The sequence below is a fragment of the Pseudomonas sp. D1-1 genome, assembly GCF_051132225.1.
Lineage (GTDB): Bacteria > Pseudomonadota > Gammaproteobacteria > Pseudomonadales > Pseudomonadaceae > Aquipseudomonas.
In genome coordinates, this window is the sequence record NZ_CP071676.1 from 4293900 (window position 1) to 4319838 (window position 25939).

A 25939-nucleotide genomic window follows, 5' to 3' on the forward strand; every position below is an offset into this window, starting at 1 on the left:
GCATTTTTTTGTATACAGATAGCAGGCAAGCACTGCTTTTGTGGTGAGGGGATTTATCCCCGCTGGGTTGCGAAGCAACCCCAAGACAATCGACTCAATCTTTCTGGCAGATCACGGTGAGAGGAGTTAGGGGCACTTCGTGCCCCAGCGGGGATAAATCCCCTCGCCACAGGGTAATACCCTGCCAAGGTTCCATCGCTTTGAGTCCGATCAGCTCAATTCAATACGATCCGCATGAATGACAATCTGCCCATTCTTGTACAGCGCGCCAATGGCCTTCTTGAAGTTGCCCTTGCTCACGCCAAACAGGCTGCTGATCAGCGCCGGGTCGCTCTTGTCGCTGACCGGCAGCGTGCCGTTGTTGTCGCGCAACTTGGCGAGGATCTTCGCATTGAGGCTGGTCGCCGCTTCCTGGCCGACTGGCTGCAAGCTCAGGCTGATCTTGCCGTCCGGGCGGATTTCCTTGATGAACCCCTTCTCCTGCATGCCGGCGCGCATGAACTTGAAGATTTCGTTCTTGTGGATCAAGCCCCAATGCTTGTTGTTGATGATTGCCTTGAAACCCATGTCAGTGGCTTCGGCAACCAGCAGATCGACTTCCTGCCCTGGCGTGTAGTTGGCCGGGGTCTTGTCCAGATAACGGTCCAGGCGCGCCGTTGCGGTGATGCGGCGGGTGTGTTTGTCGAGGTAGACGTGTACCACGCAGTATTCGCCGGCGGTCATCTGGCGTTTTTCTTCGGAGTACGGCAGCAGCAGATCCTTGGGCAGGCCCCAATCCAGGAACACGCCGATGCTGTTGACCTCAACCACTTTCAGGCTGGCGAACTCGCCCACCTGGACTTTCGGTTTTTCCGTGGTAGCGATCAGTTTGTCGTCGCTGTCGAGATAAATGAAAACATTGAGCCAGTCTTCATCTTCACTCGGAATATCCTTGGGGATATATCGGTTAGGCAGCAGGATTTCGCCGTCCGCACCGCCGTCCAGATATAAACCGAAGTTGGTGTGCTTAACCACTTGCAAACTGTTGTAGCGCCCGACTAAAGCCATTTCCAGATACCCTCATTACGTGGGCGGCATTCTACCCGGTTTTGCCGCGCGATTCGTGGTCGCCGGTGCAGCCATTGATTTTCCTGGGGTTTCAGCGAGGGAGCGGCCATTCGTCAGACGGCGGCTAGGGCGAATCGCCCCATTTCGAGCCCGAACCACGTCAAAGGTTGTTATTTAAAACAGTGGCTTAGGGCGATAAACGTACATAAATCGGTAATATTTCCGGCCTCGCTGCGCTATATTTCGGAGGGATATTTACCAAGCAATTGTCAAGTATTTCCTGTACGATGCCTGGCCCAATTAATTATCCATAGGTTAATGGCCGTCATGCGCGTAAAAGCATCCAACAGCAAAGCAAAGCCAGCTCCAGCCGTTGAAACCAGCGAGTCGATCAACGACCAGATCGCTGCGTTCCTCAAGTCCGGCGGTGAAATCCAGCAGATTGCCAAAGGTGTCAGCGGCCAGACCTTCGGTCCGTCCAAGCAGATCAGCCTGGGCAAGAAGTAATCCCCGTTTCACCTGGTCCCAAAGCGCTTTGAATCTCGAAGCGCTTGGACTGGAACCTCCCTCGCTTGATCCCCTTCACGCATAAATCGACGAACGGCCATCGCTGCCGGGTATTCGCCGGTATGCTTGCACCTCTCTAGCTCAAGCGTTTCAGCTTGGTTACGATTCCCTGCTCCTCGCTATTCATGGAGTGAAGCATGCGCATTCCTGTTGTCTTGCTGACGTTCAGCCTGCTCGCTTGCCCCGCATCTTATGGGCAGGTGTTCCAGCGCGAGCTCGGCGACTTCGATCTCAAACTCGGCACCACACCCAGCCGCAGCATGGCCCAAGGCCTGGTCACGCCGTCGAGCACCGGCTCGTTCCACGGTGGCCTGGACCTGAGTCATGACAGCGGTTGGTACGTCGGCCAGTGGTCACCCAGCGCCGGCGTATCCGCCGACCTTGAGATCGATTCCTACATGGGTTTCAAACAACCCTTCGACCAGACCCTGGGCTACGAAGTCGGCTTGATCCACTACAGCTACCCTACCGTCGATACTCTCGACAGCCAGGAATTCTACGGCGGCCTGACCCTGCTCGGCAGCCGCTTCGGCGCCGCCTTGAGCAACGATCCGGACAAACAGAACAGCACCCTGTTCGCCGACCTGGGCGGCAACGTGCCGTTCGGCATTGGCATCAGCGCCAAATACACCACCCACCAGCTCAACTCGCCTGTTTCCGTGGATAACGGCTACGTCAGCAGCTTCAGCGACTGGTCACTGAAAATCTCCCGCCCATGGAAAGGCATCGACCTGGACCTGATCTACAGCGACTCAAGCCTCAGCGGCAGCAGTTGCTCCGCCTACTCCGGCCACAACAGCGAATGCGACAGCCTGCTGACCCTCAAGATGGCCCATCCTTTTTACTAAGCGTTACTTATTAATCGGCTGAACTGCCGCGCGCCTGCCATGCTCAAACAAAGCACCTCCGCCTTCGCAAGGACTCGCTCATGTCGCGCTGGTTAACACGCACCGCCATGTTCATCGCCCTGCTGCTGACACTCACCGCTTGCAGCCGTGTCGGCCTGGCCTACCGCAACCTCGACCTGATCATCCCCTGGACCCTCAACGATTACCTGGAGATCAACGGCGAGCAGAAAGACTGGTTCAACGACCGCCTCAAGGAACACCTGAGCTGGCATTGCACTACGCAATTGCCCGGCTACCTGGATTGGCTCGATCGCCTCAAAACCATGGTGCAGAACGACCAGGTAACCGACGAATCCCTGCAGCAACGCACCCGCGAAGCCAAGGCCGCGATCGCCGAAACCGCCCGGGAAATCACCCCATCGGCCACCGAACTGTTACAAGGCCTGAGCGATGACCAGGTGGCCGACATGGACGCCGCCTTCATCAAGGATCAACGCAAACGCCAGCGGGACTACCTCAAGCCGACCTTGCAACAACAGATCAAGGAACGCGCCGAGCGCATGGAAAAACGCCTGAACGACTGGATCGGCCCGCTCAACGACGCCCAGCGCCAACGCGTACAAGCCTGGTCCACCGCGCTTGGCGATCAGAACCAGCAATGGATCGCTAACCGCGCCCACTGGCAGAACCAGTTCAGCGAAGCCGTCGCCCAGCGCCACAGCCCCGACTTCCCGAAACGCATCGAGCAATTACTGGTGAACCGCGAAAGCCTGTGGACGCCCGCCTACCGCGAGGCCTACAACAAAACCGAAGCCCAGGCCCGCAGCCTGTTGGTGGACCTGATGGCGCAGAGCACCCCGACGCAGCGTGAACAGCTGTTGAAGAAGATTGACGGGGTGAAGAAGGATTTCAGCGATCTGAAGTGCCTGAAAGCAGCACGCCCGTAACTTCCACCACAAATCCCCTTGTGGGAGCGAGCCTGCTCGCGAAAGCGGCCTGACGGTCAAACATAAGTTGCCTGTCAGATGGCTTTCGCGAGCAGGCTCGCTCCCACAGGAGAATGGGTGAATCTATCAGGCAATTTGCGCCTTCGAAGCCAGATCATCAAAAGTAAACTCATCCAGCGCATCTTCCTGCTCATCCAGCACCTGGCGCGGATGATCATTGCCCGGAATGCTGCTGTCGATCAGGCTCAACAACCGCGAGCCACGGGGCGTCAGCACAAAATTCTCGCCATTGCCGCCCTCTTCCTCTGGCCGCGGTTCGATGTAACCCCGCTCCAGCAGCAGTTTTTCATACTCTCCGGCAACCGCTTTCAGATGATCGAGGTTCTCGATGTCCTCGCCCTGAGCCGCCTTTTCCGCCGCGTACTGCTCCGCATAGGGCCGAGGGGTAAAACTGTGGCCGGCGCCATTTTGCACTTCGTGCAGCAACCGTTCGATCAAGTCCCAGTTATAAGTCGTCATCCTGGTCCATCCTCTAGAGAGTGAGATGCCTACTCAATTTGTGACCGAGGCGGTGCGGCGCCGTTCAGCCGGGTTTACCGGCGGCGTCTTTCCCATGCCGACCAACGGTTTGTCGAATCCGCCGGCCGCCAAACGACTAGCCGTTGCAATCGCCGATCAATGAGTCTCTGAGGAGAAGCCCCATGAACATCGAGTCCCATCAGGTCGTCTCGCGGGAAGCCTGGCTCGCCGCCCGCCGCGAACACCTCGCCCACGAGAAAGCGTTCACCCGCGAACGGGACAAACTCAGCGCCGAACGCCGCGCGCTGCCCTGGGTAAAAATCGAAAAACCCTACCGCTTCCAAGGCCCCCACGGCGAACTGAGCCTGGCCGACCTGTTCGGCGGCCGCAGCCAACTGATCATCTACCACTTCATGTTCGGCCCCGGCTGGACCGAGGGCTGCCAAGGCTGCTCGTTCCTGTCCGACCACATCGACGGCGCCAACCAACACCTGGCCCACCACGATGTCGCCGTCGTGGCCATCTCCCACGCCCCGTTCGCCGAATTCCAGCCGTTCAAACGGCGCATGGGCTGGGCCTTCGACTGGGTCTCATCGGCAGGCTGCGACTTCAACTACGATTTCGGCGTCAGCTTCAACGCACAAGACAGCGCCGCCGGAACAGCCACCTACAACTACGAAAAAACCGACAGCGCCGAAAGCGAACTCCCAGGCCTGAGCGTCTTCTATCGCAACGAAGCCGGCGACATCTTCCACACCTACTCCACCTACGCCCGCGGCCTCGACATCCTGGTCGGCACCTACAACTACCTCGACCTCACGCCAAAGGGCCGCAACGAAGTCGAAATCATGGACTGGGTGCGCCATCACGATAAATACCAGGAAGCCAAGCCCCACAGCTGCTGCCATGGCTGACGCGCCAACCACCCGAAGTCGAGCATCGCCCCCGTAGCGAGGGAGCTTGCTCCCGCTCGACTGCGCAGCAGGCGCCTGCTTTAAGCCGAAAGATGCCAGGCGAAACGCCCTACTTGAAGCTCGAAAAACGGCCAAATGAACTTTCCCTGGCAGCCCGCCCTCAACCGTTTACCTGCCCAACAAAGGAATACGAGGCCCGAGCCATGAAAAACCTCATCCAACTCACCCTCGCCGCCACCCTCACCTGCGCCCTGCCCGCCTGGGCCACTTGCACGCCCGAGGAAGCGACCATCAAGCGCGAGCAACTGGCGGATAAGGTGACCAAGCTCACCGAACAGGATCCGGCCAAGGCCAAGGAAATGAATGAAGAATTGCAGGCGATGAACCTGGAAACGTCCAGCAAGGACGTACCGGACAAATGCCAACTGATCGATAAACGCCTGAAGGAGCTTGAAGAGGCGCAGAACAAGGCCGAGTAATCGGCTTGGCGCGGATAAGAAAGGACTGCCCAGGCCGGTCGGGGTCGCCGGTCAATTCGCCGCGAGGCCGAGCGCAACCCCGGGCTGGGCCAACCTCAGGAACCGGATCAAGGCTTCGCGTTGCGCCAGGGCATCCTGTCGTCCCAGCTCGATCAGTTCGCTGCAATAACCTTTCTCGAATAACAGATAACTCAACACACTCGCACCGCTGGTCTTGGTTGCACCCGGCCCACGCAAAAATACCCGCAACGCTCGGGGCAGCTCCTGGCGATGGCGCGCGGCAATTTCGTCGATCGGCTGGCTTGGGGAAATCACCAGCACCTCCACCGGTGCCGCGCCGAGGGCGTGGGCCGGCACATCGTCTGGCAGCATGTGGCTGAACCTGTTCAGGCGCTCAAGCAGCTCGATGTCGCTTTCCAGGCTGTCGATGAACGTGCTGTTGAGCATGTGCCCGCCGATCTGCGCCAGGGTCGGCTGCAGGCCGGTGTAGCTGCGTTCCAGTGGATCCTGGGCCGACACGCCGCGCGGATTGCCGCTGACGCCGATGACCAGCACGCGGTTGGCCCCCAGGTGCAGGGCCGGGCTGATGGGAGCCGATTGGCGCACCGCGCCGTCGCCGAAATATTGCGGGCCGATCTTCACCGGCGCGAACAGCAAAGGGATCGCCGAGCTGGCGAGCAGGTGTTCCACCGACAGCTGCGTGGGCACACCGATACGCCGATGACGCAGCCAGGCGTCGATGGTGCCGCGGCCCTGATAGAAGGTCACCGCCTGGCCGGATTCGTAGCCAAACGCAGTGACCGCCACCGCGCGCAATTGGTGCTCGGCAATCGCCTGCTCGATACCCGCGCCATGGAATTGCGCCTGGAGCAGTTCGCGCAGTGGCGAACTGTCGATCAGCGCCACCGGCAGCTTGGCTCCCAGGCCAAGCAGGCTATGGCCGATGAACCGCGTCGCCTGGCCCATGACCCCGCGCCAGTCGCTGCGCATCACCTGGTGGCTGCGCACGGTTTGCCAGAAGGCCGTCAGGCGTTCGATGGCGGTCTTGAAGTCCATCGCTCCGCTCGCCAGGCTGACCGCATTGATCGCACCGGCAGAGGTACCGACAATCACCGGAAACGGGTTCCGACCGCCGTCCGGCAGCAACTCGGCAATCGCTGCCAATACACCGACCTGATACGCCGCTCGAGCCCCGCCGCCGGAAAGAATCAAACCTGTTACCGGTTCAGCTGGGGTCATCGCGATACTCCGTGTCCAGTCATAGGGCTATGATCAACCGCGTTTATCGTACAGCTTCGGCTCGCCGGGCGGCCGGGTCTTGAAGCGCCGGTGGGCCCAGAGGTATTGCTCGGGACACTGGCTTACCGAGCGCTCGACCCATTGGTTGATGCGCAGGCAATCAGCCTCTTCGGTCTCGCCGGGAAAATCCTCCAGCGGCGCCTGGATCACCAGACGATAGCCGCTGCCATCGGCCAGGCGCTCCTGAACGAACGGCACGACCAGTGCCTTGCCCAGGCGCGCGAATTTGCTGGTCGCGGTGACCGTGGCCGCCTGGATGCCGAACAGCGGCACGAACACGCTTTGCTTGGCGCCGTAGTCCTGATCCGGTGCGTACCAGATTGCCCGGCCGGCGCGCAGCAACTTGAGCATGCCGCGCACGTCATCACGTTCTACCGCCAGGGAATCGAGGTTATGCCGTTCGCGGCCACGGCGCTGGATATAGTCGAACAACGGGTTCTTGTGCTCGCGATACATGCCGTCGATGGTGTGCTGCTGGCCGAGCAGCGCCGCGCCGATTTCCAGCGTGGTGAAATGCAGCGCCATCAGGATCACGCCCTTGCCGTCGCGCTGGGCCTGCTTGAGATGCTCCAGGCCTTCGACATGGGCCAGCTTCGCCAGCCGCGAACGCGACCACCACCAGCTCATGGCCATTTCGAAGAAGGCGATGCCGGTGGAGGCGAAGTTTTCCTTGAGCAGACGCTTGCGCTCAGCGGCGGATTTCTCGGGAAAACACAGCTCGAGATTGCGACTGGCGATGCGCCGTCGGTCGCCGGCCGCCCGGTACATCAATGTTCCCAAGGCGCGGCCGATCCGCAACAGCAGCGGATAAGGCAACTGGATGATCAGCCACAACAGCCCCAGGCCGCACCACAGCAGCCAGAAACGCGGATGAAAAAAAGCAGCTCGAAAACGCGGGCGATCCATTACAGCTTCCATTAATACCTGGGCCGCGCATTCTACATCGTTCGACCCGGCTTGCGGCTCGCGGACGATCTCGTTATAAGTCTCGGCACTTTTAGTGACAAGCCGTTGTACGCCGACCATGAGCCAAACCGAACCGCTAGACCAAGATCCCGTGTTCCAGCTGAAGGGCAGCATGCTCGCCATTACGGTGCTGGAGCTGGCCCGTAACGACCTGGAAGGCCTTGACCGGCAACTCGCGGCGAAAGTCGCCCAGGCGCCGAATTTTTTCAGCAATGCCCCGCTGGTACTGGCGCTGGACAAGCTGCCGGCCGGTGAGGGCTCGGTCGACTTGCCGGGGCTGATGCGCGTTTGCCGCCAGCATGGGCTACGCACCCTGGCGATCCGCGCCAGCCGCATCGAAGACATCGCCGCCGCCATCGCCGTGGACATTCCGGTGCTGCCACCCTCCGGCGCCCGTGAACGTGTACTGGAGCTGAGCCCGGCGGAACCGAAAAAACCGGAAAAACCGCCGGAGCCGACCATCAAGCCGACCCGTGTGATCACCTCGCCGGTGCGCGGCGGGCAGCAGATCTACGCCCAGGGCGGCGACCTGGTGGTGGTGTCCTCGGTCAGCCCGGGTGCGGAACTTCTCGCCGATGGCAACATCCATGTATACGGCCCGATGCGCGGCCGTGCGCTGGCCGGTGTCAAGGGTGACACCAAGGCAAGGATCTTCTGTCAGCAGTTGAGCGCTGAACTGCTCTCTATCGCCGGGCAATACAAGGTTTCCGAGGACTTGCGGCGCGACCCGTTATGGGGCGCCGGGGTCCAGGTCAGCCTGTCGGGCGACGTGTTGAACATCATTCGGCTTTAACGGATACTGCCGCATTTTCCAAGCATCTCTAAAACCTAGCGAAAACGGCTTGAATGACGTAGGAAAAAGGACCAGGCAGTGTTTACCCAAGGTAGACCCCGCCCGCATCCGATTCCAGCCAAGCCTGTCCAGTTGCAGCAGTTTTTCCAGAGATGTTTTTCAGGGGCTGACAAAGTCCTTTTTCCTTAGGGGTGAAACACCTTGGCCAAGATTCTCGTGGTTACATCCGGCAAGGGTGGTGTGGGTAAGACCACCACCAGCGCCGCTATCGGTACCGGCCTCGCCTTGCGCGGCCATAAAACAGTCATCGTCGACTTCGACGTCGGCCTGCGTAACCTCGACCTGATCATGGGTTGCGAGCGTCGCGTGGTCTATGACTTCGTCAACGTGGTCAATGGCGAAGCGAACCTGCAGCAGGCCCTGATCAAGGACAAGCGCCTTGAGAACCTCTACGTACTGGCCGCCAGCCAGACCCGCGACAAAGACGCGCTGACCCAGGAAGGCGTGGAAAAAGTCCTGATGCAACTCAAGGAAGACTTCGAATTCGTGGTCTGCGACTCCCCGGCCGGTATCGAGAAAGGTGCCCACCTGGCCATGTACTTCGCTGACGAAGCGATCGTCGTGACCAACCCGGAAGTCTCGTCGGTACGCGACTCCGATCGCATGCTCGGCCTGCTGGCAAGCAAATCCCGGCGCGCCGAGAACGGCGAGGAGCCGATCAAGGAGCACCTGCTGCTGACCCGCTACAACCCGCAACGCGTCAGCGACGGCGAAATGCTCGGCGTCGAAGACGTCAAGGAAATCCTCGCGGTGACCCTGCTGGGCGTGATCCCGGAATCCCAGGCGGTACTCAAGGCTTCGAACTCCGGCGTGCCGGTGATCCTTGACGACCAGAGCGACGCCGGCCAGGCGTACAGCGATGCGGTCGATCGTCTGCTGGGCAAAACCGTCGAGCATCGATTCCTCGACGTCACGAAGAAAGGTTTCTTCGAGCGCCTGTTTGGAGGTAGGTAATGAACCTTTTTGACTTCTTTCGTGCCAACAAAAAGCCAAGTACCGCCTCGGTCGCGAAAGAGCGTCTACAGATCATCGTGGCGCACGAACGCGGCCAACGCAGTACCCCGGACTACCTGCCTGCCTTGCAGAAGGAACTGGTGGAAGTGATCCGCAAGTACGTCAATATCGGCAACGATGACGTGCATGTCGCGCTGGAAAGCCAGGGCAGCTGCTCGATCCTGGAACTCAATATCACCCTGCCGGATCGCTGATCGACCCAGCAGGTGCCACGGCGGCTCGGGCCTTTCTCCCCCCTCACAGGACAAGGAGAAGGGTTCGAGCCGCCGTTGGCGTTTGTTACGAGACTGTTCAATGCCCCTGTCCAACATCCGCATCATCCACCAGGACGCCGCCGTGCTGGTGGTCGACAAGCCGACCCTGCTGCTCTCCGTGCCTGGCCGGGCGGACGACAACAAAGATTGCCTGATCACCCGCTTGCAGGAAAACGGTTATCCGGAAGCGCGAATCGTGCACCGGCTGGATTGGGAAACGTCCGGCATTATCCTGCTGGCCCGTGACCCGGACACTCACCGCGAACTGTCCCGGCAATTTCATGATCGAGAAACCGAAAAAGCCTACACGGCATTGTGCTGGGGCCAACCGGAGCTGGACAGCGGCAGCATCGACCTGCCCTTGCGCTACGACCCGCCGACCAAGCCCCGCCATGTGGTCGATCACGAACAGGGCAAGCATGCCTTGACGTTCTGGCGTGTACTGGAGCGTTGCGGTGATTGGTGTCGGGTCGAATTGACGCCGATCACCGGGCGCTCGCATCAATTGCGCGTGCACATGCTCTCTATCGGCCATCCGCTGCTGGGCGACGGGCTCTATGCCCACCCGCAAGCCCTGGCCGCCTGGCCACGGCTGTGCCTGCACGCGAGCATGCTCAGCTTCACCCACCCGCAAAGCGGCGAGCGCCTGCGCTTCGAGTGCCCTGCACCGTTCTGAAAAACACCTCCGACACTGTGGCGAGGGAGCTTGCTCCCGCTGGGTTGCGAAGCGACCCCTTTTTTGGGCCTGCTGCGCAGTCCAGCGGGAGCAAGCTCCCTCGCCACAGTTCCGCCTGGAGTGCTCACCGACGCTGCTAATACGGTAAACTCCCGCCCATTGCTGTCTGGAGTTCTTTATGCGTGCACAGTTGAACCAGGGCCTGATCGACTTCCTCAAGGCCTCCCCTACCCCGTTCCATGCCACCGCCAGCCTTGCCCAGCGCCTGGAAGCGGCGGGTTACCAGCGTCTTGATGAGCGCGAAACCTGGGCTACCGAGGCCAATGGTCGTTATTACGTCACGCGCAACGATTCCTCGATCATTGCCTTCAAACTGGGCCGCAACTCACCGCTGCACGACGGCATCCGCCTGGTTGGCGCCCACACCGACAGCCCCTGCCTGCGGGTCAAGCCGCAGCCGGAACTGCAACGCCACGGGTTCTGGCAACTGGGCGTGGAAGTCTACGGCGGCGCACTGCTGGCGCCGTGGTTCGACCGCGACCTGTCCCTGGCCGGGCGGGTGACCTTCCGCCGCGACGGCAAGGTCGAGAGCCAGTTGATCGATTTCAAGGCGCCGATCGCCACGATCCCGAACCTGGCTATCCACCTCAACCGTGAAGCCAACCAGGGCTGGGCGATCAACCCGCAGAACGAACTGCCGCCGATCCTCGCCCAATTCGCCGGTGACGAACGCGTCGATTTCCGTGCCGTGCTCACCGACCAGCTGGCGCGGGAACATGGCTTGAACGCCGACGTGGTGCTCGACTACGAGTTGAGCTTCTACGACACCCAAAGCGCAGCGGTCATCGGTTTGCACGGCGACTTCATCACCGGCGCGCGCCTGGACAACCTGCTGTCGTGTTACGCCGGCCTGCAAGCCTTGCTGACCGCCGACACCGAAGAAACCTGCGTGCTGGTGTGCAACGACCACGAAGAAGTCGGTTCCACCTCGGCGTGTGGCGCCGACGGTCCGATGCTCGAACAGACCCTGCGCCGCCTGCTGCCTGAAGGTGAAGAGTTCGTACGCACGATTCAGAAATCCCTGCTGGTTTCAGCGGACAATGCCCACGGCGTACACCCCAACTATGCCGACAAGCACGACGCCAACCACGGCCCCAAGCTCAACGCCGGCCCGGTGATCAAGGTCAACAGCAACCAGCGCTACGCCACCAACAGCGAAACCGCCGGGTTCTTCCGCCATCTGTGCATGGCCGAGGAAGTGCCGGTGCAGAGCTTCGTGGTGCGCAGCGACATGGGTTGCGGCTCGACCATCGGCCCGATCACCGCCAGCCAGCTGGGCGTACGCACGGTCGACATCGGCCTGCCAACCTTCGCCATGCATTCGATCCGCGAGCTCTGCGGCAGCCACGACCTGGCGCACCTGGTGAAAGTGCTGAGCGCTTTCTACGCGTCTCGCGAATTGCCGTAACCGCCCCGAAGGCATGATGCCCCTTGTGGCGAGGGGATTTATCCCCGTTGGGTTGCGCAGCAACCCCCTACGTCCTACCGGATAATCGCGGCGCCTGGTGGATTCTGGGGCTGCTTCGCAGCCCAGCGGGGATAAATCCCCTCGCCACAACTGTGCCCGCCTCAAATTCCGGGGAGGCCGTGACCCACATCAGCCCACCCCAGCCAAACCCCAACTAGACTGACCTTATCCCCCCGACAAGGCTGTCGCCATGATCTCCATGACCTCGTTCAACGCCATGCTGGTGCCCATCATCGCCGGCATGATCCTGCTCGCCATCGGCTTCAATTTCCGCGACAAGAACGTCGGGGTGTTTGCCATGTGGATCGGCATGTTGCTGATTCTCGTCACGGTACTGTTCAGGATCCTGGCCAAGCTCAACGACGTTTCCTGAACGCGCCTCAGGCCGACTGTTCCGGCACGTCCACCCCGACATGGATCGCATCGTGGCGCCAGAACTCCAGGTCGCAATCGATCAGCCGCTGATGCTGGTCGTAGTTGACCCGTGCAATCCGCAGGCCGGGGCTGCCGACCGACACTTTCAGCGCCGCCGCGGCTTCCGGCTGTAGTGATGTCGGCACGATTTCGAATTTCACCCGGCCGTAGCGCAGGTCGTAATGGCGAGCGTACAGCTCGGTCATCGACTGGTTGAGATCAAATTCGAGGATGTCCGGGAAGTAGGCGGGATTCAGGTAGTGCTCGACGTACAGCACCAGGCGTTCGTCGATGCGCCGGGTGCGGCAGATCTGGATGACGCTGGACAGCGCCGGCAACTGCAGCCAGGCACAGACCGCCGCCGACGCGGGTTGCAGTCGAGCCGAGATCACCTGGGTCGACGGCACTCGTCCCTGGGCACTGACCATCGCGTGGAAATGACTGCGCTGCATCAGGTTGTAGGCCAGCCGTGGTGGCGACACGAACCAACCCCGGCGCTCTTCCCGGTAGATCTGCCCCTGGGCTTCGAGCTGCAACAGCGCCTCGCGCACGGTAATCCGGGTGGTGCCGAACAGCTCGCTGAGCTTGCGCTCGGCCGGCAACTTGCTACCAGGCGCCAGCAAGCCGTGATCGAGCTGCTCCTGCAGGACCTGCCCGATGGTTGTCACCGCTTTGGTTGTCTCAACGCGCATCAACGTTACCTATCTGGACTAGACCAGCACTGTTTCGGGGCAGGATTCGATCACACATCAATCCACGGCTCATGCCTGCAAGCCTAGGCACTGCGCATGACTGATAGATGACACAACCGCTGAACGGTCAACACATCGGCTTGCAAATTAACGGCCAAGGCCTTGCAGATCAGCTGCTTACTCATGGTCTACGCTTATGACGCAGCGACGCTTCATGAGCCCGACGATTGCTGGCGAACCTTGCATCGACATCAAAATGTCATGGGACGCGCCTACATTGGCTCAGGTATTGCTGACCTAGACCAACACCATCGCAATCGCAGCGTTGAAAACGCCCATAGGAGCTTCGGATGAAACAGCTTTTCCTGGCATCACTGTTAGGCTCGACCATTGCCATGTGCACCGCCGCCATGGCCGCTGATACCGATCTGAAAACATTGGAAGCCGCTGCGAAAGCGGAAGGCGCCGTCAACAGCGTCGGCATGCCCGATGACTGGGCGAACTGGAAAGGCACCTGGGACGACCTGGCCAGACTCTATGGCTTGAAACACATCGACACCGACATGAGCTCGGCCCAGGAAATCGCCAAGTTCGCCGCCGAGAAGGACAACGCCAGCGCCGACATCGGCGACGTCGGTGCCGCCTTCGGCCCGATCGCGGTCAAGCAAGGCGTGGTCCAGCCCTACAAACCAAGCACCTGGGAACAGATCCCGGACTGGGCCAAGGACAAGGACGGCAACTGGGCCCTGGCCTACACCGGCACCATCGCGTTCATCGTCAACAAGAAACTGCTGCACGGCTCCGAAGTGCCGACCAAATGGGCCGACCTGAAGACCGGCAAGTACAAAGTCTCCATCGGTGACGTGAGCACCGCCGCCCAGGCCGCCAACGGCGTGCTGGCTGCGGCCCTGGCCAACGGTGGCGATGAAAAGAACATTAAACCGGCCCTGTTGTTGTTCGCCGATATCGCCAAGCAAGGCCGCCTGTCCATGGCCAACCCGACCATCGCCACGATGGAAAAAGGTGAAGTCGAAGTCGGCGTGGTCTGGGACTTCAACGGCCTGAGCTACAAGGCCAAGATGGCCAGCCCGGATGACTACGTCGTGCTGATTCCGTCCGACGGCTCGGTGATCTCCGGCTACACCACCATCATCAACAAATACGCCAAGCACCCGAACGCCGCCAAGCTGACCCGAGAATACATCTTCAGCGACGCCGGCCAGATCAACCTGGCCAAGGGCAACGCCCGGCCGATCCGCGCCGAGCACCTGAAACTGCCGGAAGAAGTCCAGGCCAAGCTGCTGCCGAACGAGCAGTACAAAGGCGTGACGCCGATCAAGGATGCCGACGCGTGGGAGAAGACCTCCAAGGCGCTGCCGCAGCAGTGGAATGAAGAAGTCATCGTCGAGATGAAGTGAGGCGCTAGCTCCCGCTTGGAGATCCAACAGAGATCCAATTGTGGGGGCAGGTCCTGTGGGAGCGAGCCTGCTCGCGAAGACGGTGGCACAGCCAACACCTGTGCCAATTGACCCGCCGCCTTCGCGAGCAGGCTCGCTCCCACAGGGGCCCGTTCCCACATCGGACCTGCGGAGAACTCGAGTTATCTGGTATCTGCCCGGAGTCCCGGTCCCCATGAAGCACAACGTCATCCTGGTGGTGCTCGACGGCCTCAACTACGAAGTCGCCCGGCATGCCATGGGACATTTGCAGGCGTATGTCGGCGCAGGACGCGCGGCGCTCTACACACTGGAATGTGAACTACCCGCCTTGTCCCGCCCACTCTACGAATGCATCCTCACCGGCGTCGTGCCCATCGACAGCGGGATCGTGCACAACAATGTCTCGCGCCTGTCGAACCAGCGCAGCATTTTCCATTACGCCACCGACGCCGGCCTGAGTACGGCGGCTGCGGCCTATCACTGGGTCAGCGAGCTGTACAACGTGTCACCCTTCGTCGCCGGTCGTGATCGCCATACCGAAAACCCCGACCTGCCGATTCAATACGGACATTTCTACTGGAATGACCACTACCCCGATTCACATCTGTTCGCCGACGCCGAACACCTGCGCCAGCGCTACCTGCCGAATTTCCTGCTGGTGCACCCGATGAACATCGACGATGCCGGTCACAAGCACGGCCTCGACACCCCGCAGTACCGCAACAGCGCCCGCTCGGCGGACATCAACCTGGCGGTTTATCTGCAAGCCTGGCTCGACGCCGGTTATCAGGTGCTGGTGACTTCCGACCATGGCATGAACAACGACCGCTCCCACAACGGCCTGCTACCGGAAGAACGGGAAGTGCCGCTGTTTGTCCTCGGCGATGGCTTCAGCCTTGACGCCAACGCGGCCCCTCGGCAAACCGAACTGTGCGGCACCATTTGCCAGCTGCTCGGGGTTGCCCACGACAAACCTTATTGCCAGGAGTTGCTCAAGTGAGTGCCATGACGCGCGGCAAATGGCTGGCAGTGTTGTGCCTGGTGCCCTTCGCAATTTTTTTCATTGTGTTCCAGGTCGCCCCGCTGCTCTGGGTGCTGGTCAACAGCCTGGAATCGGAAGAGTTCGGCTGGGGCCTGGCCAACTTCAGCAAGATCTTCAGCTCGAAATTCTACCGACAGGCGATCCAGCACAGCCTGGAAATCAGTTTCTGGTCCAGCGTGTTCGGCATCATCATCGCCGTGCTCGGCAGCTACTCCCTGCGCCGCGTCGATTCGCGGCTGCGCAATTTCGTCAACGCCTTCGCCAACATGACCAGCAACTTCGCCGGCGTGCCCCTGGCCTTCGCGTTCATCATCCTGCTGGGGTTCAACGGCAGCATCACGATCATGCTCAAGCAGGCGGGGATCATCGAGGATTTCAACCTGTATTCGAAAACCGGGCTGATCATTCTCTACACCTATTTCCAGATTCCCCTGGGCGTGCTGCTGCTTTACCCGGCCTTCGACGCGCTGCGCGAAGACTGGCGCGAGTCGGCGTCCCTGTTGGGCGCCAGCGGCTGGCAGTTCTGGCGGCACATCGGCCTGCCGGTGCTGACCCCGGCGCTGCTCGGCACGTTCGTGATCCTGCTGGCCAATGCCCTCGGCGCCTATGCCACGGTCTATGCGCTGACCACCGGTAATTTCAACGTCCTGCCAATTCGCATCGCGGCGATGGTTTCCGGCGATATTTCCCTCGACCCGAACATGGCCAGCGCCCTGGCCGTGGTGCTGGTGGCGTTGATGACCCTGGTGACCGTCATCCATCAGTTGCTGCTCAAGAGGAGCTACCATGTCTCGCGCTGAATCGGGCCCGGCTGGGTTCTATCATCGAGCGGTGGTGTACCTGCTGTTCGCCATCCTGCTGCTACCCCTCGCCGGCACGCTCATCTACTCCATCGCCAGCAGTTGGTCGGCCACAGTGCTGCCCAGCGGCTTCACCTTCAAGTGGTACTTGCAGCTGTGGAGCGACCCGCGCTTTCTACACGCCTTCGGCCAATCGCTGATTGTCTGCGTGGGCGCGCTGGTGCTCTCGGTGGTGCTGATCCTGCCGCTGCTGTTCGTGGTGCATTACCACTTCCCGAAACTCGACGCGCTGATGAACATCCTCATCCTGCTGCCCTTCGCGGTGCCGCCGGTGGTGTCTTCGGTGGGGTTGTTGCAGCTCTATGGCTCCGGGCCGCTGGCGATGGTCGGCACACCGTGGATCCTGATTGGCTGCTACTTCACAGTCGCCTTGCCGTTCATGTACCGGGCGATCACCAACAACCTGCAAGCGATCAACCTGCGCGACCTGATGGACGCCGCCCAACTGCTCGGCGCCAGCACTTTCCAGGCCGCGTTGCTGGTGGTGCTGCCGAACCTGCGCAAGGGCCTGATGGTGGCGCTACTGCTGTCCTTCTCGTTCCTGTTCGGCGAGTTCGTGTTTGCCAACATCCTCGTCGGCACCCGCTATGAAACCCTGCAGGTGTACCTGAACAACATGCGCAACAGCAGCGGCCATTTCACCAGTGCGCTGGTGATTTCCTACTTCTTCTTCGTACTGGTCCTGACCTGGGCGGCCAACATCTTGAACAAGGACAAAAGCCAATGAGCTACGTTAGCGTCCAACATTTGCAGAAAGGCTACGCCGGCACGCCGGTGTTCAGCGACATCAACTGCGAAATCCACAAGGGCGAATTCGTCACCCTGCTCGGCCCTTCCGGGTGCGGCAAGTCCACGCTGCTGCGCTGCATTGCCGGCCTGACAGCGGTGGATGCGGGCCAGATTCTGCTGGACGGCCAGGACATCGTGCCGCTGAGTCCGCAGAAGCGCGGGATCGGCATGGTCTTCCAGAGCTATGCGCTGTTCCCCAACATGACCGTCGAGCAGAACGTCGCCTTCGGCCTGCGCATGCAAAAGGTCGACGCTTCGGACAGTCGCCAGCGTGTGCTGGAGATTCTGCGACTGGTGGAGCTGCATGACTTTGCCGCCCGCTACCCGCACCAACTGTCCGGCGGCCAATGCCAGCGCGTGGCCCTGGCCCGCTCCCTGGTCACCCGGCCGCGCCTGTTGCTGCTGGACGAGCCGCTGTCGGCGCTGGACGCGCGGATTCGCAAGCACTTGCGCGAACAGATCCGTCAGATCCAGCGGGAACTGGGCCTGACCACCATCTTTGTCACACACGATCAGGAGGAAGCCCTGACCATGTCTGACCGGATCTTCCTGATGAATCAGGGAAAGATCGTACAGAGCGGCGATGCCGAGACCCTTTACACTGCCCCCGTCGATGTCTTTGCCGCCGGCTTCATCGGCAACTACAACCTGCTCGACGCCGACGCCGCGAGCAAGCTGCTGCAACGCCCGGTGAACGGTCGCATCGCCATTCGCCCGGAAGCCATCGAGCTGAGTCGCAACGGCGAACCCGACGCGCTGATCCGCAGCCACAGCCTGCTGGGTAACGTGATCCGCTACCGGGTCGAGGCCCGCGGCGTGGAACTGGTGGTGGATGTGCTCAACCGCTCGGCTGCCGACCTGCATCCCGATGGTGCACGGCTGGCACTTTCCATCGATCCATCGGCGCTGTGTGAGGTAGCCTGATGGTCTGGTTGATTCTGAAGATATCTTGAAAAGGGAAGCGCGTTGATGGCTCTGGCAATTTTTGATCTGGACGAAACCCTGATCCACGGCGACTGCGCCACCCTCTGGAGCGAGCAGATGGGGCGCCTGGGCTGGGTCGATCCCGAGTCGTTCATGCGCCGCAACAACGAACTGATGGACGCCTACAGCCACGGCAAGCTGCGCATGGAAGAGTACATGGACTTCAGCCTGGAACCGATGATCGGCCGCACGCCGGAAGAAATCGAACACCTGGTGGCACCGTGGGTGGAAGACTTCATCGAACCGATCATCTTCAGCGACGCCACCAAGGCCATCGCCGAGCACCGCAAGGCCGGTGATCGGATCCTGGTGATCTCGGCCTCGGGCACGCACCTGGTCAAGCCGATCGCCGAGCGCCTGGGCATCGATGAGATCCTCGCGATCGAGCTGGACGTCGCCCATGGTGTGTACAGCGGTAAGACCGTGGGCACCCTGACCTATCGCGAAGGCAAGATTGCCCGACTGCTGGATTGGCTGGACGCCGAGGAAGAAAACCTGGAAGGCGCGAGTTTCTATTCCGACTCGCGCAATGACCTGCCGTTGCTGCTCAAGGTCGATCACCCGCACGTCGTGAACCCGGACCCGGTGCTAAAGGCCCACGCCGAATCGGCCGGCTGGCCGATTCATACCTGGAAATAGCCCGTTTCCCCTTGTGGGAGCGAGCCTGCTCGCGAAGACGGTGGCACAGCCAACACCTGTGCCAACTGCCCCTCCGCCTTCGCGAGCAGGCTCGCTCCCACAGGGTCTGTATCAGCTCAGGCTGTCATCGACCACCAGCACCAATTTCCCGGACACCTGATTGGTCGCCAGCTCGGCAAACGCCGCCTCGGCATCGCTGATCGCAAACGTCCTGGCCAATTGCGGGCTCAGGCGCTTGTCGGCGAACAACGGCCACACCTGCTGCCCCAACTCGGCGATCAGGTCGGCCTTGGACTGATCATTGCGACTGCGCAAAGTCGAGCCCAGCAACTGGATACGCTTGCCCAACACCTGGGCCAGATCGAGTTCGGTGGTGCGCCCGCCCATGAGTCCGATCAATACCCAGCGCCCGTCAACTGACAAAAGTTTCACGTTGAGGCTGGCGTAGTTCGCGCCGACCGGATCGAGGATCACGTCGAACGGCCCGAAGTCGTTCAGGCTGTTGATATCGTCGGTGCGCACCACACCGCCCTGGGCACCGAGCGCTTCGCAATAGGCCAGCCGCTCGGCCGAACCGACGCTGACCCAGCACGGGTTGCCGAACGCCTTGCACAGCTGGATCGCGGCCGAACCGACGCCGCTGGCGCCGGCGTGCAGCAGCACTTTTTCTCCCGGGCTGAGCCCGGCCAGCTGGAACAGATTCAGCCACGCGGTGGCGTAGACCTCAGGCAGCGCGGCGGCTTCGGCCAGTGACAGGCCTTCCGGCACAGGCAACACATGCCGACCATCGACCACCACTTCCTCGGCCATTGCGCCGCCTGCCAGCAATGCGCAAACCCGGTCGCCGACCTGCCAGGAGGAACCCGGCCCGACTTCACTGATCACCCCGGAACATTCCAGCCCCAACACCTGGCTGGCGCCGGGTGGCGGTGGATAATGCCCGGCTTTCTGCAACAAATCGGCCCGATTCAGACCAGCGGCCGCTACACGGATGCGAACTTGCCCGGCATCACACGCCGGACTTGGCTCATCTGCCCATACCACTTGGCCTTCAACGCCTTGCAATGCTTTCACGGTGCCTCCATAGTGAGTCTCGACTGGGCCCGCTGCTGTAACAACGCCGGGCTTTCTTGCATTATGCGCCCGGGCCACATGGAACCGGCGACTTCAAAGACGGCCTAATATGCGTGATCAATTGTCCCTGCGTCGAATCAGCATGAAGCACTTTTTACCCAGCACTGCACTTGCCCTCTTCATTGGCCTTGGCGCTTCAGCGCTCTCGAACACTGCGTTCGCGGCCAACAGCTGGGACAAGCTTCAGCCCGATCGCGACGAGGTGATCGCCAGCCTCAATGTGGTTGAGTTGCTCAAGCGCCATCACTACAGCAAGCCGCCACTCGATGACGCGCGCTCGGTCATCATCTATGACAGCTACCTGAAGCTGCTTGATCCGTCGCGCAGTTATTTCCTGGCCAGCGACATCGCCGAATTCGACAAGTGGAAGACCCAGTTCGACGACTTCCTCAAGAGCGGCGACCTCAACGCCGGGTTCATTATCTACAAGCGCTACCTGGACCGCGTCAAGGCGCGCCTGGACTACGCCCTTGCCGAGTTGAACAAGGGCGTCGACAAGATCGACTTCAATGCCAAGGAAACCTTGCTGGTCGACCGCAAGGACGCCGCATGGCTCAAGAGCACCGCCGAACTCGACGACCTGTGGCGCAAACGCGTCAAGGACGAAGTGTTGCGTATGAAGATCGCCGGCAAGGATCCCAAGCAGATCCAGGAAACCCTGACCAAGCGCTACAAGAATCAACTCGCGCGCCTGGACCAGACCCGTGCCGAGGACGTCTTCCAGGCCTATATCAATACCTTCGCGATGTCCTACGATCCGCACACCAATTATCTGTCGCCGGATAACGCGGAAAACTTCGACATCAACATGAGCCTGTCCCTGGAAGGCATCGGCGCGGTACTGCAGAGCGATAACGATCAGGTCAAGATCGTGCGCCTGGTGCCGGCGGGCCCTGCCGACAAGACCAAGCAGGTCGCCCCGGCGGACAAGATCATCGGCGTGGCCCAGGGCAACAAGGAAATGGTCGACGTGGTCGGCTGGCGCCTGGACGAAGTGGTCAAGCTGATCCGCGGCCCGAAAGGTTCGGTGGTCCGCCTGGAAGTCATCCCGGCCAGCAATGCGCCGAACGACCAGACCAGCAAAGTCGTATCCATTACCCGTGAAGCAGTGAAGCTGGAAGAACAGGCCGCGAAAAAATCGGTCCTCCAGCTCAAGCAGGACGGCAAGGACTACAAGCTCGGCATCATCGAGATCCCGGCTTTCTATCTGGACTTCAAGGCTTTCCGCGCTGGGGATCCGAACTACAAGAGCACCACGCGCGACGTCAAGAAACTGCTCACCGAACTGCAGAAGGAAAAGGTCGACGGCGTGGTCATCGACTTGCGCAACAACGGCGGCGGCTCGTTGCAGGAAGCCACCGAACTGACCAGCCTGTTCATCGACAAAGGCCCGACCGTGCTCGTGCGTAACGCCGATGGTCGGGTCGATGTGCTCGAGGACGAAAACCCCGGCGCGTTCTACAAGGGACCAATGGCCCTGCTGGTCAATCGCCTGTCGGCCTCGGCCTCGGAGATTTTCGCCGGCGCCATGCAGGACTACCACCGCGCGCTGATCATCGGCGGCCAGACGTTCGGCAAAGGCACCGTGCAGACCATCCAGCCACTGAACCACGGCGAACTGAAACTGACCCTGGCGAAGTTCTACCGCGTTTCCGGGCAGAGCACCCAGCATCAGGGCGTGCTGCCCGACATCGATTACCCGTCGATCATCGACACCAAGGAAATCGGCGAGAGCGCCCTGCCCGAAGCCATGCCGTGGGACACCATCCGGCCTGCAATCAAGCCGGCCGTGGACCCGTTCAAGCCGTACCTGGCCCAGCTGAAATCCGAGCATGACGCCCGCACCGCCCAAGACGCGGAGTTTGTGTTCATTCGCGACAAGCTGGCCCTGGCGCAGAAGTTGATGATGGAAAAAACCGTCACCCTCAACGAAGCCGAGCGCCGCGCGCAGCATGCCGACATCGAAGCCAAGCAACTGGCCATGGAAAACCTGCGTCGCAAGGCCAAGGGCGAGGAGCCGCTCAAAGAGCTGAAGAAGGAAGACGAAGACCTGATCACCGAGCCGGAAAAAACCAAGCCGGAAGACGACGCCTATCTGAGCGAAACCGGTCGGATCCTGCTCGATTACCTCAAGCTCAATACGGCGGTCGCCAAACATTGAGGTGATGGCCTTTTAATGGTGGTGCTCGTCGGAGTGTCATCAAACTGACATCAGTCTGTCGTGAAATACAGGACCGGGCGCACCCCACCAGGGGTTGTGCCCAGTCCTTTTTTTATCGCCAGAGATCGCCATGACCACGACAGAACAGCTGAGTGCCTTGAGCTCAATCCTGAGTCAAAGCGGTTTGCACAGCCTGTTCCAGCCGATCATCTGTCTTTCCGAACGACGCATCCTCGGCTATGAGGCCCTGACCCGCGGCCCGTCGAACAGCCCGCTGCACTCCCCCATCGCGTTATTGTCCGTGGCGCGCCAGGCCGGACGCCTCAGCGAACTGGAGCTGGCCTGCCGACGCAGCGCTTGCCAGCGCTTCAATGAACAGAAGCTGCCGGGAAAACTGTTCCTCAACGTCTCGCCAGAATCGCTGCTCGAATCGGCCCACCAGACCGGCCGCACCCTGCAGCTGTTACAGGACTTCGGCATTCCGCCCAGCCAGGTGGTTATCGAACTGACCGAACAAACGCCTATCGATGACTTCCAGCTGCTGCAAACCGCCCTGCATCACTATCGAGCCATGGGTTTTTCCATTGCCCTGGATGACCTTGGTGCCGGGTATTCAAGCTTGCGGCTGTGGTCCGAATTGCGACCTGACTACGTGAAGATCGACCGGCATTTCATCGATGGCATTCACCAGGACGCACTCAAGCGTGAATTCGTCGGTTCCATTCTCAAGATCGCCCAGGCTTCACGGGCCCAGGTGATCGCCGAAGGGATCGAATTGCCGGAAGAGCTCGCCGTGTTGATCGAAATGGGCGTCGACCTGGTCCAGGGCTACTTGCTCGCCCGGCCCCAGGAGCATCCATCCCAGGACGCCAAGGCATTGATGCCCCGCCAGGACAGCGGCGTGGTGCCGCTGGGCGATGAGGTCAACGACCTCACTGCGCTGCTCAACGAACAACCGGCAGTCGCCCACGACACACCGACGGCAGCGGTACTGGAAGCGTTCCGGCGCCAGGCCAACCTCAATTCCCTGGCGGTGCTGGACGATCGCGACCAACCGTGCGGGATCGTCCATCGTCATTCGCTCTCGGATGCCCTGCTCAAGCCTTTCGCCACCGACCTGTTCGCTCGCAAGCCCATCAGCCGCCTGATGAGCGATGATTTCCTCGCGGTTGAACTGAGCCAGTCACTGCAACAAGTCAGCCGCCTCATCACCAGCCGCGCCCGCCAGCGCATCGAAGAAGACTTCATCATCACCCTCAACGGCGGCTACCTGGGCCTGGGCCGGGTGATCGACGTGCTCAAGCTCATCACCGAACTGAAGATCCAACAGGCGCGCTACGCCAACCCGCTGACTTTGCTGCCAGGCAACGTGCCCATCCAGCAGTGCCTTACACGCCTGCTGCAGCAGCGCCAGGAGTCGGTGATCTGCTACGTCGACATCGACAGTTTCAAACCCTTCAACGACATCTACGGCTACGGTCGCGGTGACGAAGTCCTGCTGTGCCTGGCCCAATGCCTGAACGAACGCATTGACCCCAGCCGCGATTTCGTCGGCCACATCGGCGGCGACGACTTCCTGCTGGTCCTCGGCCCGGACGACTGGCGCAAGCGCCTGACCCAACTGCTGAGCGACTTCCAGAACCACTGCCGCCGCTTCTACCGGCCCGAGCATCTGGAAGCCGGATGTTTTACCGCGTTGAACCGACAGGGCATACGACAGGACTTCGCCTTGCTGTCGTTGTCGATCGGGGTGGTGCATCTGCGCGCCGAGGCCTGTGCAGAGCTGGATGCCAGCCAGTTGGCGGAAATGGCTTCGCAGGCCAAGCACCATGCCAAGGAGATCGTCGGGGGGAGTTTGTATTTGATTAACGGGCTGGTTGAGCAGGCGCCCGTGGCGGAGCTGGGTTTCTCAGCGTGAGCTTCAGGTGAAAACCCTGTGGGTGATAATCACGCTGTGAGTGGTGATCATCCCGTGGCGAGGGAGCTTGCTCCCGCTGGGCTGCGTAGCAGCCCCTCTGGACAGCGCCTCGGTGTGCCTGGTTGATCGAGCAGACTGGTTTGGGGCGGCTTCGCCGCTCAGCGGGAGCAAGCTCCCTCGCCACGAGCGGTTTCAGGGTTTCTTGCTCTCGAGCGCCTTGAGCTTGATCTCGGCCAGCGGATGCCCGGCCTTCAGGGCCAAGGCCCACCAACGCGCCGCTTCGTCCGGATCCGGCGCCTTGGTGGTAGAGCCTGCCAGGCTGATGACGCCGACCTGGTAGGCGGCCTTGCCGTCACCGGCCAGCGCCGCCAGGCGGAGCAAGCGAATGCCTTCTTCCCGTGCGCCGAGCCCTTGGCCGCGAAACGTCAGGATATGCCCGTAGAAGCTCTGGGCGCCGACGTCGCCCAGGTTCGCCATGCGCGCAAACTGGCCTTCAAGCCAGGCCCAGCCGCGGGGCTGCCGAACCAGCCATGACCAACGGAACAATCGGCGCGCCAGCCAATAACCGGCCCGGGCCTTGATCCGCCAGAGCACTCAGGCCTCCGCCGATTCGGGGTACTCGTATTCGAACACCCGGACCACTTCCGACGCATGCCAGGATGCAGCGGCGACGCCGTCGGAGGGGCCGGAAAAGCGCCCGAGGCGTTCAACACATTCGAAAAAACCAGTGCGTGGCAGGCGACTGGCCCCTTGGCTGATGACCAACGAACTGCGCAATGGCTGTTCGGCCCGGGCGTCCAGCGCCGCCAGGTGTTCGAGTGCGGCGGTCAATGTCTGCATGGCCGGGCTGGGCAGCTGCAAGCGCTCCAGCAAGGCGCGGTACGTCAATAAATGGCGCTGGCGACGCGCCTGGTCCAACTCACCCAACAACCCGTCCCAATGTTGCCGACTGATGCGTACACTCACGATTCATCCCTCCAACCCGGCACCGTCAGTTCCCAGGCCAGACTGCGCTTGATCGCGGCATCGGGCTGACGCTCGCCGCTTTCGATCATGGCCAGATAAGACGGGCTGATGCCTACCGTGCGGGCCAGCGCCTCGATGGCGATGCCCTTCCCTTCGCGCAAACTGCGTAGTTGATCCAGGCCAGGGAGAACCTGGCCGGGTGCCGCCGCATGGCGGACCGTGGCTTCTTGCGGTGCTTGATTGATGCCGGCTGCCTTCAGCAGCGCCTGGTACTGATCCCACGGCAAAACCGCGTACTCGGGCTCTCCGTCGCGCGTGATTATTTGAATATCCATGATTACCCCGTAGGACAACAACACTTAGCAAGTAAGCTTTTTCTTGGAAGTGTAATCCTAATAGCGGCCAAGGTCGCGGGGCGATGAAATCTCGCAGGGAAACGGGCCAGATCAGCTTTTTTTCGGCCCTTGCAGCTGGAGTTGTTCCGGGGTGTCGGGAAGCCTTTCAACCCGCGCAAGTTTCTCCGGCGACTGCTGTTCGCGCCAGGCACGGAAGGCACCCAGCTCGTCGTCGAGGGTTTTCATGATCCAGGCCAGCACCGCGATGTCGTCGAACATGCCTAACATGGGCAGCAAGTCCGGGATCGCATCCAGCGGGCTGAGGAAATACATGAGGCCCGCCACCACCGAGAGCATCGACTTGGCACTCACGGCGCGGTATTCGCCCCGCCAGTAAGCCAGGCACAGAGCCTGCAGCAGACGCAGGTCCTCCTTGAGCTTGCCGAGGCGACCGCCCTCCCGGGCGCCCTTGCTGGCAACGGCGAACAGCAGCGTGGGCAGTCTGCCGCGGGCCAGGAGCCGTCCCGCCAGGGGAAGAAATCGCGCGAAATTCCACGGGGCCTTCATTTTTTCTCCCACTGAAATGTTATCCACACAAATTGTGGATAACCTTGTGAACAGAGCTGCATTTCAACGCTGCGCCCCCCGTTTCATA

At 61.1% G+C, this 25939-nt stretch carries 30 protein-coding genes; 20 read left to right on the plus strand and 10 right to left on the minus strand.

Annotated features, from left to right (window positions below; genetic code table 11):
• Positions 1-210: 210 nt before the first annotated feature.
• Positions 211-1047 carry a CvfB family protein gene (locus tag J3P86_RS19140; protein ID WP_305499513.1) on the minus strand — a complete coding sequence of 279 codons (837 nt, stop codon included), beginning with the start codon at positions 1045-1047 and terminating at the stop codon, positions 211-213.
• Between the two features lie 318 nt (positions 1048-1365).
• On the opposite strand from J3P86_RS19140, the gene J3P86_RS19145 reads away from it, so the two are divergent.
• The 3 genes from J3P86_RS19145 (at position 1366) to J3P86_RS19155 (ending at position 3409) form a co-directional block, all read left to right on the plus strand.
• A complete protein-coding gene (locus tag J3P86_RS19145) occupies positions 1366-1554 on the plus strand; it encodes a hypothetical protein (RefSeq protein ID WP_018607615.1) in 189 nt (62 codons plus the stop codon).
• A gap of 197 nt (positions 1555-1751) precedes the next feature.
• Entirely contained in the window at positions 1752-2462 is a 711-nt protein-coding gene (locus tag J3P86_RS19150; RefSeq protein ID WP_434572544.1) for a TorF family putative porin, read from the plus strand.
• A gap of 80 nt (positions 2463-2542) precedes the next feature.
• On the plus strand, positions 2543-3409 hold the full coding sequence (locus tag J3P86_RS19155) for a DUF6279 family lipoprotein (RefSeq protein ID WP_434698641.1): 867 nt from the start codon (positions 2543-2545) through the stop codon (positions 3407-3409).
• 126 nt (positions 3410-3535) lie between these two features.
• On the opposite strand, the gene J3P86_RS19160 is transcribed toward J3P86_RS19155, so the two are convergent.
• Entirely contained in the window at positions 3536-3928 is a 393-nt protein-coding gene (locus tag J3P86_RS19160; RefSeq protein ID WP_434698643.1) for a transcriptional regulator, read from the minus strand.
• Positions 3929-3953: 25 nt separating this feature from the next.
• Between J3P86_RS19160 and J3P86_RS19165 the strand changes: the two genes are divergently transcribed.
• From J3P86_RS19165 to J3P86_RS19175, 3 genes are all read left to right on the plus strand, one after another.
• On the plus strand, positions 3954-4091 hold the full coding sequence (locus J3P86_RS19165; RefSeq protein ID WP_434629130.1) for a hypothetical protein: 138 nt from the start codon (positions 3954-3956) through the stop codon (positions 4089-4091).
• A 19-nt stretch (positions 4092-4110) separates the two neighbouring features.
• A complete protein-coding gene (locus J3P86_RS19170) occupies positions 4111-4842 on the plus strand; it encodes a DUF899 domain-containing protein (protein WP_434698644.1) in 732 nt (243 codons plus the stop codon).
• Positions 4843-5045: 203 nt separating this feature from the next.
• Positions 5046-5321 carry a hypothetical protein gene (locus J3P86_RS19175; protein ID WP_305499507.1) on the plus strand — a complete coding sequence of 92 codons (276 nt, stop codon included), beginning with the start codon at positions 5046-5048 and terminating at the stop codon, positions 5319-5321.
• 51 nt (positions 5322-5372) lie between these two features.
• Here J3P86_RS19175 and J3P86_RS19180 read toward each other — a convergent pair whose 3' ends face one another.
• Both J3P86_RS19180 and J3P86_RS19185 read right to left on the minus strand, forming a co-directional pair.
• Entirely contained in the window at positions 5373-6560 is a 1188-nt protein-coding gene (locus tag J3P86_RS19180) for a patatin-like phospholipase family protein (protein ID WP_434698645.1), read from the minus strand.
• A 33-nt stretch (positions 6561-6593) separates the two neighbouring features.
• On the minus strand, positions 6594-7526 hold the full coding sequence (locus tag J3P86_RS19185) for a lipid A biosynthesis lauroyl acyltransferase (protein ID WP_434629124.1): 933 nt from the start codon (positions 7524-7526) through the stop codon (positions 6594-6596).
• A gap of 118 nt (positions 7527-7644) precedes the next feature.
• Here J3P86_RS19185 and minC point away from each other — a divergent pair, with 118 nt between their 5' ends.
• The 6 genes from minC (at position 7645) to J3P86_RS19215 (ending at position 12284) form a co-directional block, all read left to right on the plus strand.
• Entirely contained in the window at positions 7645-8379 is a 735-nt protein-coding gene (gene minC / locus J3P86_RS19190; RefSeq protein WP_434698646.1) for a septum site-determining protein MinC, read from the plus strand.
• A 201-nt stretch (positions 8380-8580) separates the two neighbouring features.
• On the plus strand, positions 8581-9393 hold the full coding sequence (gene minD / locus J3P86_RS19195; RefSeq protein ID WP_042728954.1) for a septum site-determining protein MinD: 813 nt from the start codon (positions 8581-8583) through the stop codon (positions 9391-9393).
• On the plus strand, positions 9393-9647 hold the full coding sequence (gene minE / locus J3P86_RS19200) for a cell division topological specificity factor MinE (RefSeq protein WP_039594520.1): 255 nt from the start codon (positions 9393-9395) through the stop codon (positions 9645-9647). Before minD ends, minE begins: the two co-directional genes overlap by 1 nt.
• A 100-nt stretch (positions 9648-9747) precedes the next feature.
• Entirely contained in the window at positions 9748-10383 is a 636-nt protein-coding gene (locus J3P86_RS19205) for an RluA family pseudouridine synthase (protein ID WP_018612476.1), read from the plus strand.
• 178 nt (positions 10384-10561) lie between these two features.
• A complete protein-coding gene (locus tag J3P86_RS19210; RefSeq protein ID WP_434572499.1) occupies positions 10562-11851 on the plus strand; it encodes a M18 family aminopeptidase in 1290 nt (429 codons plus the stop codon).
• Between the two features lie 250 nt (positions 11852-12101).
• Complete coding sequence (locus J3P86_RS19215) at positions 12102-12284, plus strand: hypothetical protein (RefSeq protein ID WP_305499501.1); 183 nt, start codon at positions 12102-12104, stop codon at positions 12282-12284.
• Between the two features lie 7 nt (positions 12285-12291).
• On the opposite strand, the gene J3P86_RS19220 is transcribed toward J3P86_RS19215, so the two are convergent.
• Entirely contained in the window at positions 12292-13017 is a 726-nt protein-coding gene (locus tag J3P86_RS19220) for a UTRA domain-containing protein (RefSeq protein WP_434629121.1), read from the minus strand.
• A gap of 350 nt (positions 13018-13367) precedes the next feature.
• On the opposite strand from J3P86_RS19220, the gene J3P86_RS19225 reads away from it, so the two are divergent.
• The 6 genes from J3P86_RS19225 (at position 13368) to J3P86_RS19250 (ending at position 18770) form a co-directional block, all read left to right on the plus strand.
• Positions 13368-14435, plus strand: coding sequence for an ABC transporter substrate-binding protein (locus J3P86_RS19225; RefSeq protein WP_434572496.1), 1068 nt, complete (start codon positions 13368-13370; stop codon positions 14433-14435).
• A gap of 214 nt (positions 14436-14649) precedes the next feature.
• Positions 14650-15456, plus strand: a complete 807-nt coding sequence (locus tag J3P86_RS19230) for an alkaline phosphatase family protein (protein WP_434572495.1) — start codon at positions 14650-14652, stop codon at positions 15454-15456.
• Positions 15457-15461: 5 nt separating this feature from the next.
• Positions 15462-16298, plus strand: a complete 837-nt coding sequence (locus J3P86_RS19235; RefSeq protein WP_434574130.1) for an ABC transporter permease — start codon at positions 15462-15464, stop codon at positions 16296-16298.
• Positions 16285-17085, plus strand: coding sequence for an ABC transporter permease (locus J3P86_RS19240; RefSeq protein ID WP_434572493.1), 801 nt, complete (start codon positions 16285-16287; stop codon positions 17083-17085). Before J3P86_RS19235 ends, J3P86_RS19240 begins: the two co-directional genes overlap by 14 nt.
• Positions 17082-18071: an ABC transporter ATP-binding protein gene (locus J3P86_RS19245; protein ID WP_434601528.1), complete on the plus strand. Its 990-nt coding sequence runs from the start codon at positions 17082-17084 to the stop codon at positions 18069-18071. Before J3P86_RS19240 ends, J3P86_RS19245 begins: the two co-directional genes overlap by 4 nt.
• 45 nt (positions 18072-18116) lie before the next feature.
• A complete protein-coding gene (locus J3P86_RS19250; RefSeq protein WP_434572490.1) occupies positions 18117-18770 on the plus strand; it encodes an HAD family hydrolase in 654 nt (217 codons plus the stop codon).
• Positions 18771-18881: 111 nt separating this feature from the next.
• Here J3P86_RS19250 and J3P86_RS19255 read toward each other — a convergent pair whose 3' ends face one another.
• Positions 18882-19844 carry a zinc-binding dehydrogenase gene (locus J3P86_RS19255; RefSeq protein ID WP_434629112.1) on the minus strand — a complete coding sequence of 321 codons (963 nt, stop codon included), beginning with the start codon at positions 19842-19844 and terminating at the stop codon, positions 18882-18884.
• Between the two features lie 142 nt (positions 19845-19986).
• Between J3P86_RS19255 and J3P86_RS19260 the strand changes: the two genes are divergently transcribed.
• Both J3P86_RS19260 and J3P86_RS19265 read left to right on the plus strand, forming a co-directional pair.
• Complete coding sequence (locus J3P86_RS19260) at positions 19987-22065, plus strand: carboxy terminal-processing peptidase (RefSeq protein ID WP_434700661.1); 2079 nt, start codon at positions 19987-19989, stop codon at positions 22063-22065.
• 130 nt (positions 22066-22195) lie between these two features.
• Positions 22196-23983 (plus strand): bifunctional diguanylate cyclase/phosphodiesterase, encoded by a 1788-nt coding sequence (locus tag J3P86_RS19265; protein ID WP_434629110.1) that lies wholly within the window; start codon positions 22196-22198, stop codon positions 23981-23983.
• Between the two features lie 192 nt (positions 23984-24175).
• Here the strand turns inward: J3P86_RS19265 and J3P86_RS19270 are convergent, their stop codons facing one another.
• From J3P86_RS19270 to J3P86_RS19285, 4 genes are all read right to left on the minus strand, one after another.
• Positions 24176-24577 carry a sel1 repeat family protein gene (locus J3P86_RS19270; RefSeq protein WP_434698648.1) on the minus strand — a complete coding sequence of 134 codons (402 nt, stop codon included), beginning with the start codon at positions 24575-24577 and terminating at the stop codon, positions 24176-24178.
• Entirely contained in the window at positions 24578-24949 is a 372-nt protein-coding gene (locus J3P86_RS19275) for a hypothetical protein (RefSeq protein ID WP_003179080.1), read from the minus strand.
• The gene (locus J3P86_RS19280; RefSeq protein ID WP_305499486.1) at positions 24946-25284 is read right to left on the minus strand and encodes a helix-turn-helix domain-containing protein; all 339 of its coding nucleotides are present in this window, start codon (positions 25282-25284) and stop codon (positions 24946-24948) included. Before J3P86_RS19280 ends, J3P86_RS19275 begins: the two co-directional genes overlap by 4 nt.
• Before the next feature lie 111 nt (positions 25285-25395).
• Positions 25396-25851 carry a YkvA family protein gene (locus J3P86_RS19285; RefSeq protein ID WP_434572484.1) on the minus strand — a complete coding sequence of 152 codons (456 nt, stop codon included), beginning with the start codon at positions 25849-25851 and terminating at the stop codon, positions 25396-25398.
• Positions 25852-25939 lie beyond the last annotated feature (88 nt).